Annotated in this window: 8 protein-coding genes; 3 read left to right on the top strand and 5 right to left on the bottom strand. The window is 44.4% G+C overall.

The window, feature by feature from the left end:
• Positions 1–81 precede the first annotated feature (81 nt).
• From CXF65_RS07995 to hemA, 4 genes are all read right to left on the bottom strand, one after another.
• Positions 82–501, bottom strand: a complete 420-nt coding sequence (locus CXF65_RS07995) for a DUF6691 family protein (protein WP_173239534.1) — start codon at positions 499–501, stop codon at positions 82–84.
• 98 nt (positions 502–599) lie between these two features.
• On the bottom strand, positions 600–1,037 hold the full coding sequence (locus CXF65_RS08000; RefSeq protein ID WP_101211669.1) for a YeeE/YedE family protein: 438 nt from the start codon (positions 1,035–1,037) through the stop codon (positions 600–602).
• Positions 1,038–1,278: 241 nt separating this feature from the next.
• A complete protein-coding gene (locus CXF65_RS08005; RefSeq protein WP_101211670.1) occupies positions 1,279–2,415 on the bottom strand; it encodes an aminotransferase class V-fold PLP-dependent enzyme in 1,137 nt (378 codons plus the stop codon).
• A gap of 330 nt (positions 2,416–2,745) precedes the next feature.
• Positions 2,746–4,143, bottom strand: a complete 1,398-nt coding sequence (hemA, locus tag CXF65_RS08010) for a glutamyl-tRNA reductase (RefSeq protein WP_025651876.1) — start codon at positions 4,141–4,143, stop codon at positions 2,746–2,748.
• A gap of 437 nt (positions 4,144–4,580) precedes the next feature.
• On the opposite strand from hemA, the gene CXF65_RS08015 reads away from it, so the two are divergent.
• From CXF65_RS08015 to ispE, 3 genes are all read left to right on the top strand, one after another.
• Positions 4,581–6,518, top strand: a complete 1,938-nt coding sequence (locus CXF65_RS08015) for a tetratricopeptide repeat protein (RefSeq protein WP_227523228.1) — start codon at positions 4,581–4,583, stop codon at positions 6,516–6,518.
• 179 nt (positions 6,519–6,697) lie between these two features.
• Positions 6,698–7,342: a lipoprotein insertase outer membrane protein LolB gene (lolB, locus tag CXF65_RS08020; RefSeq protein ID WP_101211672.1), complete on the top strand. Its 645-nt coding sequence runs from the start codon at positions 6,698–6,700 to the stop codon at positions 7,340–7,342.
• A gap of 50 nt (positions 7,343–7,392) precedes the next feature.
• Positions 7,393–8,337 (top strand): 4-(cytidine 5'-diphospho)-2-C-methyl-D-erythritol kinase, encoded by a 945-nt coding sequence (gene ispE, locus CXF65_RS08025; RefSeq protein WP_227523229.1) that lies wholly within the window; start codon positions 7,393–7,395, stop codon positions 8,335–8,337.
• A gap of 11 nt (positions 8,338–8,348) precedes the next feature.
• On the opposite strand, the gene CXF65_RS08030 is transcribed toward ispE, so the two are convergent.
• A complete protein-coding gene (locus tag CXF65_RS08030; protein ID WP_025651872.1) occupies positions 8,349–9,254 on the bottom strand; it encodes a hypothetical protein in 906 nt (301 codons plus the stop codon).
• Between the last annotated feature and the right edge of the window lie 103 nt (positions 9,255–9,357).

Consider the following 9,357-nt stretch of genomic DNA (forward strand, 5'->3'; position numbering starts at 1 on the left):
CAGCAAGCAAGGAAAATTAATATCAGTAGCGCGTTATAATACTGGTACTGATTTTATCTAGGACTGACTATAACCAAACGACTAATCAAGCTTAGGTTCAAGCCATTGATAAACTAGCATGCCGACGATCATCGCTGGGATAAAGACATAGGCCTGCCATTGTCCTGTCCCAAGTAGCACGATACCCGGTCCTGGGCAAATACCCACCAAGCCCCAGCCGATACCAAAGAGCATCGCCCCGACTAGCAACTTCTTATTAATATCAGTTTTAGTTGGCATCTCGATTAAGGTGCCAATCCAGCTATTCTTTTGGCGCTTAGCGAATTGTACGCCGACCATTGCCACTATCAATCCGCCACCCATCACCAGTGCTAGAGAAATATCCCATGCACCAAAAACGTCCAAGAATCCTTGGACTTTCACAGGATCAGTCATGCCTGATATCAGCAGCCCCAAGCCAAATAATAGCCCAGCCAGTAATCCAATTATATTTTTTAGCATTATTGTGTCTCGCACTTAATATGTTAATCCAAGCTGTTATAAGCAGCTTTTATAAATAGTATTAACGCCGCCTGAGCAACGTGCCGCCTATGAGCTATTTAAATCATGCCTAAGACATGCCGACCAAGATAAACCGTCATAACACCAAAGAGCATAAAGGTTACTGTTGCTACCATCGAGCGTGGTGACAGGCGTGCATTACCGCAGATTCCATGACCGCTGGTACAGCCTGAGCCCAAACGCGTACCGAAGCCGACCAGCAATCCTGCACCGATTAATAAGGGTAAAGAGGTGCTGATTTCGACATCAGGTAGTGGTCTTGCCAGCTGATATAGCAATGGTGAGACGATGAGACCAAATATAAAAAGCACTTGCCACATCTCGACGCGCTTGGGCTTTAAGAGGCTTGAAAAAATACCACTGATGCCAGCAATACGGCCAATGCCTAACAGCAGGATGACAGTCGCCACTCCCAACATTAAGCCACCTACTAAAGATATCGGTGTAAATGCTTGCCAGTCTACTTGTATGCTCATAATATTTACCTAAGCTTATTTTCATCCAAAATAACTTTAAAATCATTTTATAAAAAAACATTATATTATAAAATATAATAAAAAGGTAAAAAAATACTGAACCTATTGTTATAAAGGCTCAGTATTTTTAAGTTGAACATACCTTTTGCAAAAATTTGAGTAGTAAGTAAAACAAGCGTAAGCACTACACCAAGTAGGCTAAGTAAGTTTTACGCAGCTAATCATATTTTTTGGATAGGTACTATTTCGCCAATACTTTATCAAGCGCGCTTTCAAAGCGTTGTACCGCACCATCAACGTCTGTCAATTTATCTAAACCGAATAGACCCAAACGGAAGGTTTTAAAGTTTTCTGGCTCGCCAACTTTTAGCGGTACGCCAGCAGCGATTTGCAAGCCCGCCTCAGCAAAGGCACTACCTTTATGCATGTCATCACGCTCAGTGTAAGCCACCACAACGCCTGGCGCTTCAAAACCTTTTGCCGCAACGCTTTCGACGCCTTTGTCTTCTAGTACTTTACGAATACGGTTGCCAAGCTCCCACTGCGCCTCAGACAGTTTGTCGAAGCCAACTTCTTTGGCCTCATTAATAGTATCGCGGAACTGACGCAGGCCATCGGTTGGCATCGTTGCATGGTAAGCATGACCACCATTTTCATAGGCGCGCATGATGTTTAACCATTGCTTAAGATCGAGACTAAAGCTATCAGATTCTGTGCTCTCGACTTTCTTGACTGCAGCATCACTTAGCATCACCAAACCAGCACAAGGGGTACTGCTCCAGCCTTTTTGTGGCGCGCTGATAAGTACGTCAATGCCCAAGGCTTTCATATCGAGCCATACACAACCTGATGCGATGCAATCGATGACCAATAAGCCACCAACGCTATGGACGGCTTCGCCCAATGCTTTGATATAGTCATCTGGTAAAATGATACCGGCTGAGGTTTCGACGTGCGGAGCAAAGACAATGGCGGGTTTTTGTTCTTTTATTTTTGCTACAGCGACGTCGATATCGACTGGTGTAAATGGCTTTGGCGCTTCCGTATCTTCCGTACGATCAGCGGTTAATACCGTCGATGACTTAGCAATGTTGCCTTTTTCTAAGATTTGCGTCCAACGATAGCTAAACCAGCCATTACGGATAATCAGACAATCTTCATCCTTTGCCAATTGACGCGCGACAGCTTCCATCCCATAAGTGCCAGAACCCGGCACGATAGCAACGGCATCGGCGTTATAGACTGACTTTAGCTCACTAGATAAGTCGTTCATTACTTGTTGAAAGACCTTGGACATATGGTTAAGGGCGCGGTCAGTGTAAACCACTGAATATTCTAATAGGCCATTTGGATCAATATCTTGACGTGATGCAGTCATGGAACGCTCCTAGTTTATGGTTAGATAATTTGATGGCGCTTAAGTCTCAGTACAGCCATATCCAAATATGGATAAAGCCTAGGTATTAATACCGGATAAGAAACCAGGAAGCGACTAAATAGGCTAAAAATGAATATTGATAAAGCCTATAAACACTAAGCCAATATATTCATAGCCACACGCTTAGCGAACACCAGTACGGTATCTTAATCCAAACCATTTAATTAATGAGAGCTTGATATTAGCACTGATACCGAGGGTTGACAACGATACGTCTAGGCAATGATATGACTTGCACTGTTGACTGTTTATTGGTAAATGCGGCGCTCATCAACGTCGACGATTGGTATCTTTTAGCCCTGAGACAACGAAATCTAACAATTCACTGTCCCCTTCGCGCGCCGCTTTGCGCATCAGCTTGGATGGCGCATGGGTCAAGGTTTGAGTTAAGCGTCTCGACAGCTCGGTGATGATATCTTCAGGGCTAGCACCTTCAGCGTTCAGCTTAGCAATGGATTCATTGAGCAATTTATCCACTTGGTCGTGGGTACGCTCGCGATACTGCTGAATGTCTTTGCCGACTTGGCGCACTTGAAAGCGTCGATCCATTTCAACGACCAATTGACTAACGAGCAGCTCCGCATCTACTGCTGCTTGCCGACGCTGTTCAATATTGCCCGCGATGACATGTTGCAAGTCATCGACAGAATACAGATACACATCATCGATACGGCTCACGGTCGAATCGATATCACGTGGCACCGCCAAGTCTATCATCAGCATTGGCTGATAACGGCGACGTTTCAGCGCTTGCAACGTCATGGTTTTATCAATCAATAAATCCATACTACCACTACAACTACTCACAATATCGGCTTCCGCCAACACTTGCGGCAACTCTTGCAAAGCTCTGACTTCCACACGTCGTCCAGGCTTGCGCAGTTCAGCCGCTAGAGCCTCAGCACGCTCAGGATTGCGGTTACAAATAATCACCCGCCCTACCCCAAGTCCGGCAATATGAGTGGCGACTAGACGATTCATTTCACCAGCGGCGACCACCAACAGAGTACGATTGGGCAAGTCATCAAAAATCTGCGTGACCAGCTTGGCAGCAGCGAAGCTAAGCGATACTGCTTGAGCGCCAACCTTGGTCTCATTACGTACCCGTTTGGCAGCAGCAAACACCTGATCGACAATCCAGCCTAGCTGATTGCTCAAGGCTTTTTGATCTTGCGCCAGATGTACAGAGCGCTTAATTTGACCGAGTATCTGCGGTTCGCCCAATATCATAGAGTCCAGCCCGGCAGCGACGCGCAGCCAATGAGTCAGCGCATGAGTATCACGGTGCACATAAAGATAAGGGTCAATCTCTGCAAGCGACAATTGCTTAAAGTTAGCCAGCCAAGTTTTAATCTTCATGATATGGGCGCTGACGGCCGCTGAGGAGACAGTATTGTTGAGCGCCATATTGTTAGGCTTACCACTAGAGTCACTGCCAGAAGAGGATAACTTGGCATCATCGACATTTGGCTGTGCTGGCACAAACAAGGTCTGCGGCACGATGGCATAAATCTCAGTGCGGTTGCAGGTGGAGACGATCACGCTGCCATCAGTAAAGGCCTCTAATTGCTCAAGGGCAATAGTCACGTCTTCGCCCACGAGCGCCAAGCGCTCTCGTAGAGCGACTGGTGCGGTTTTGTGATTGACCCCAATGACCACTAATCTCATTATTGATAGACCATAAATATAACGTTCACCTGCCAGTCAAGCATGCGTATCGTTTGCCAGAAGCAGTTTTTGTAAGTTAAAAGGCAGTTTTTAGCAGACAGCGCTTAAAGGAAAACCTAAAATCGCTTATTATATCATTATTGCCAGCTTTATTTAATACTCGCCCACCTGTGATGACTATTTGCTTGTATCTGGTTGACTGTATCTGGGCGCATGAGTAACAAATCAACTACCTCATAAACTTTTAAGACGATTATTTGAGTAACACGGGCGCTATTGTTTATCCCCTCAATCTAATCTTATAATGTTGGTCATGGGTACTGGCTACCGATGTCTGTTTTAAAATCAACACGATAAAATTGCCTTATGAATGGGTAAACAATAGGTGTATACGGCTATTTATGATTTTTTTTGAGTCATCATTTCGATCACAACTTGTGCATAACGATCAATCTAGCCTTCGCGCTTTATTACACGTCATTATTGAACGTCTATGCCAACGTTATAAGCTAACATTATCGTTGGCCATTTGCTTGTGCCTAGCCTCACCCACTCAGGCCAATCCGCTCGACCCATCTGATATTCATAACAGTCAATCCTCAGTAAACCAGCCTTCAGCCGCAATGATGAATACAGATGCGGCTAATCGCGAATGGTCTATCAAGGATTATGATGTCGATAATACATTTGCCAATGAGCCAACACAGAATGAGTCAACAACGACCGTAACCAGCGTAGCAAATGTAAATAGCTTAGCACCGACGATTGCCGCACAACCGACGCTGACAGAACCAAGCTTATATGCGCTTTTGGACGCAGAATTTGCTGCTGATCGCAACGATACACGCCGGGCCGTGACGATTTATAAGCAGCAATCCTTTAAAGAAGATGCGACCGCAGTGTTTGAGCGCGCGCTTAGCTTATCTTTGCGTAATGAAGGTATCGAGGACTCCTTGCAGTTTGCCAAAACGTGGCAAGACCAAAACCCCGATCATGTACCAGCATGGTTTTACGTGGCGCATTTGGCCTTGCGTGCGCACGACTATCTATTGGCGGGTGAGACCTTAAATCGTATCTTGCGTTATGACCCTAGGGCAGACTTAAGTGAAATTCTTATCGGCATTTATCCCAACACTGATGATGACAAGCGTGAATTACTCGCCGCCCTACAGCCACTGGATAGTGAACAAAATGCCTCGTTGTCGGTGTTAAAAGCAGGCTTGCTTTACCAATTCAACGAACCTGAGATCGCCATCGTCCATATCAATCGCGCGCTGGAGCGTCAGCCTGACTATGTGCCTTTTATCACCCTAAAAGCCGATATATTGCGCAAAATAGAAGCGCCAGAGACGGTGATTAACTATGTCAGCCAAGCGCGCCTGCGTAACCCCGACAGCAAAAACTTATACCTATATGAGATTCGCTACTTATTGGATCTGAAACAAAGCGAGCAAGCGTGGCAGCTATTACTAGCGGCGCACAATCGCTTTAGTGATGATGCTGAGATTACCTTATTGGCCGCATTGGTCAGCTTAGACATCGAAGAATATCCTAGTGCCGATCGGCTACTCAATATGTTAGCAAAAAGCCGCGCTTACCTTGACCAAGCTTATTATTACCTTGGTATCAGTGCCGAGCGCCAACAACGCTTTGAGCAAGCCAAGTACTATCTGAATGGCGTCATGCAAGAAGACTTGGTGCTAGAGGCGCGTAAAAAAGTCGTGGGTTTTGAATTGCTTAACGATGACGTAGACGCCGCCATCGCCACCTTAGAAAAACTACGCAAAGAATTCAGCGTCTTTGCCCCTGATACTTATGTGCTGCAAGCCGATATTTTGTGGCAGCAGAATGAGCCAGATGAAGCGCTGCGTTTGTTGACGCGAGCGGCGCGCAAATACCCTAATAGTGAGATGCTACTGTTTGCCCGTGCTCAGCTGTTAGATGATAAAGACGACTACGTGGTCAAACGCACTTTGCTCAATCACTTGCAAGCGCTCGATCCTAACAACCTCTCTTATCAGCTCAGTTACGCTCAGCTATTGCTGGCCAACGAGCGTAGCTCTGCGCAAGGCTTGGCGCTAGCGACAGCGATTATCCAAATCCGCTACGATGATCCGCGTTACGATAACGAGCTGCATCTGCAAGCGCTCAACGTACTAGCAAGTAATGCCTTGGCCAATGAAGACTATCGCCAAGTGATTGACTATCTACAAACCCCTTACGACGTCTTACCGACTCTACGCTCAGGAACGCTGTTGCTGCGTGCTTATCAAGGTCTGGGCGATAATGACAAAGTCGACGCCTTACTCGCCGACCTACAGCAGCGCTTCTCGTTTGGGCAACACAATGTTAATGACCGCATACAGCTGTATTAACAGCGGTTTGGATTATCTTCAATCAATATTTTTTATAAATAATCAGTTATATCATTACGCCAGTCATTCAAGCACAAATTATCAAAGCTACAAGGCACTTATAAGAAGCTAACAGCGGCGTATAAATGGGTAACAAATTCAGCTTAAGCTATTATCTTTGTTAATTTTGAGGAAGTATCATGTCAGTATTACAAACAATCCCTTTTCAAGCCAATAAACTGGGTCTATTGACGGCTTTGACAGCAGCCATTTTGGTGACGACTGGCTGTCAATCGTTAAAAGCTAACAGTGGCACAAACCAGCCTAGTAGTACCGTACAGGGACAAAGCGTCCAGCAACCACAAAAGCTTGAGAGCTTCAATATTACCGGTAAAATTGGCGTTACGACACCTGCTAATGATGCTAACGGTGCTCAAGGCGGCAGTGCTTTTTACGCGTGGGGACAACAAAGCGACCGCTTTGCGATTGAGTTGATTGGCGCGCTAGGCATTGGCAAAACCAACATCGAATATAATGGTCAATCAGCGACCTTAGTCAGTGAAAAGACCGGAACCTTAACTGCTGCTGATCCTGAAACCTTGCTCAAAAAAGCGACTGGCTGGCAAGCACCGATCTCGCAAATGCCGTATTGGATATCTGGTCGCCCAGCGCCTTCCGATAGCGCACCACAGCTTGATGCTCAGAACCGTTTAATCAGTTCAGTTAATGGTGAGTGGAATGCCAGCTTTACGTATAAAGGCAATGATAAACTGCCTAACAAAATCAGTGCCGTACAATCACAAGGCAATAAAGTCGTCATGACGATTGACCATCAGAATCGTTAAAGCATTGAGATATTGAGACATTCATAAATCAAATGGCGATGCAAAATAATATGAGCGCTAAAACGACCATCACTCGCTTATCCCCAGCAAAAATCAATCTGTTTTTGCACATTACTGGTAAGCGTACTGATGGCTATCATGATTTGCAAACCGTTTTTCGCCTGCTCGATTGGGGCGATTATTTGCACTTTTCGGTCACAGAGGATGCCGTCATTTCTACGGCTGATAATCGGTTAGATGCCAATAAACTTTGTCATCATCTACTGATATTGACTGGCGCAGACGCAATAACGGTCAGCATTGAAGACAATCTCATTTTTAAAGCCGCACGCGCATTGCTAGCGTTTGCCATAGAATCAACCAAACTACCTAAGCAACTAGCGTCAGTGCAAATTACTCTAGACAAGCATTTGCCGATGGGTGCAGGCTTGGGTGGTGGTTCGTCCAATGCCGCGACAACTCTACTAACATTAAATGAGATTTGGCAGCTGAATTTAACATGTGAGGAGCTTATAGAAATCGGTGCAAAAGTGGGTGCGGACGTACCCATATTTATCTTTGGGCAAGATGCGATTGCGATGGGTATTGGCGAGGAGCTGACAGCGATTGATTTGCCTGAGCAGCAGTATTTAGTGCTAACACCAAACGCGCATGTGAATACCGCCAAACTGTTCGCCCATCCTGAATTACAGCGCGATATTACGCCACTGTCAATTGAGACGATTAAAAATCAGTCTAATGACTATGATCAACATTTAAATGCGCCTTACCAAAATGTCTTTACGCCCGTGGTTATCAGCCTTGCCCCTGCTGTCGATGAAGCGCTTCAGTATTTGCAACGTTTAGAAGAGCAAGCACTAGGAACATCACGAATGACTGGCTCTGGTAGTGCGGTATTTTTGCCGTTAGATGTGAATGTTGCTAGTGATAAGGCACTCTTGGCAAAGTGGATTAAATGTGCGCCTTGTGAAGGGTATGTAGTTAGGAGTTTGTAGCTAGTCATTTTTTACAATTCAGAGCTTGGTTTCGATAATATAACCAGTACATACCAACATATTCCAGCTAAACCAAGATATAGCACTGATAGACCAAATTTATGAATGGCAAAGTGAATTATGCCAGCCAAAGCAGCACAAATGGCTACCGTCAAAAATAGAATAATTCCAATTGCACCAGCGCAACCCGCTTCATTAGCGGCTAATTCTTGAGATTTCTTTAGCGTTTGCTCTTCTTCAATAGACCTTTTAGGCGTGGCTTTTCTAAGCCGCTTATCATGTTTGTAGAACCAGTAACTAGGAAAACCAAATAGTAGGAACGTTAAAAACCATTGACGACGATCTGTACGCTGCTCTGCCCTAAAATAAGCAAGCTGATCTTCGTATCTGTATAGCTTCTTGCCATCAACACTGATTTCATATACGACATTACCAATCCAGGTACCTGGCTGATAGAGAATATTCGCGGTTTGTCCAGAATAACCATAGGCTTGACTACAACTATCACGGTCATAATATTTACAATGTAGCCTTGTATCCCTAATTAGTAATGATGATGACGTGTTCTTACCTACTCGACGGTTAAATGGCTCATCTGGAATAACCCCACTCACTTGTTCTAGCTTAGTTTTATCTTCAGCAATTTTTGTAAAAGATATACTTGAGTTAAAGAGAAATGTAATAATTATAATAAATGGTATGATACCGGTAATAACATTATACCCATTACTCGAAATAACAGGCTTAAGGTAGGTTCGCGTTACTAGAGCAGATAAAATTAAAAAGAAAAGCATATAGGCTGAAACCATAGAGTCAGCGATAAAAACACCTATCACTGGAAATACTATCGCGTAAACTAAACTTGTATAAAAAAACTGCTTAGGCGTTGGTTTAACGAACCACTGTTTTATACCCAAGAAACTATCCCTTATTGGCTATTTATATAAATATAATTATTTGACTTCTATTGTATGTAATTTAAAGAACTGTAGACATTAAGTATAAAGAATTTTTTTATAT

The organism is Psychrobacter sp. Sarcosine-3u-12, from assembly GCF_002836005.1.
Lineage (GTDB): Bacteria > Pseudomonadota > Gammaproteobacteria > Pseudomonadales > Moraxellaceae > Psychrobacter > Psychrobacter okhotskensis.

Coding starts and splice junctions, on each gene's coding strand:
- lolB (WP_101211672.1), top strand. CDS start 6,698: ATGTCAGTATTACAAACAATCCCTTTTCAAGCCAATAAACTGGGTCTA.
- CXF65_RS08000 (WP_101211669.1), bottom strand. CDS start 1,037: ATGAGCATACAAGTAGACTGGCAAGCATTTACACCGATATCTTTAGTA.
- CXF65_RS08005 (WP_101211670.1), bottom strand. CDS start 2,415: ATGACTGCATCACGTCAAGATATTGATCCAAATGGCCTATTAGAATAT.
- CXF65_RS07995 (WP_173239534.1), bottom strand. CDS start 501: ATGCTAAAAAATATAATTGGATTACTGGCTGGGCTATTATTTGGCTTG.
- ispE (WP_227523229.1), top strand. CDS start 7,393: ATGAGCGCTAAAACGACCATCACTCGCTTATCCCCAGCAAAAATCAAT.
- hemA (WP_025651876.1), bottom strand. CDS start 4,143: ATGAGATTAGTGGTCATTGGGGTCAATCACAAAACCGCACCAGTCGCT.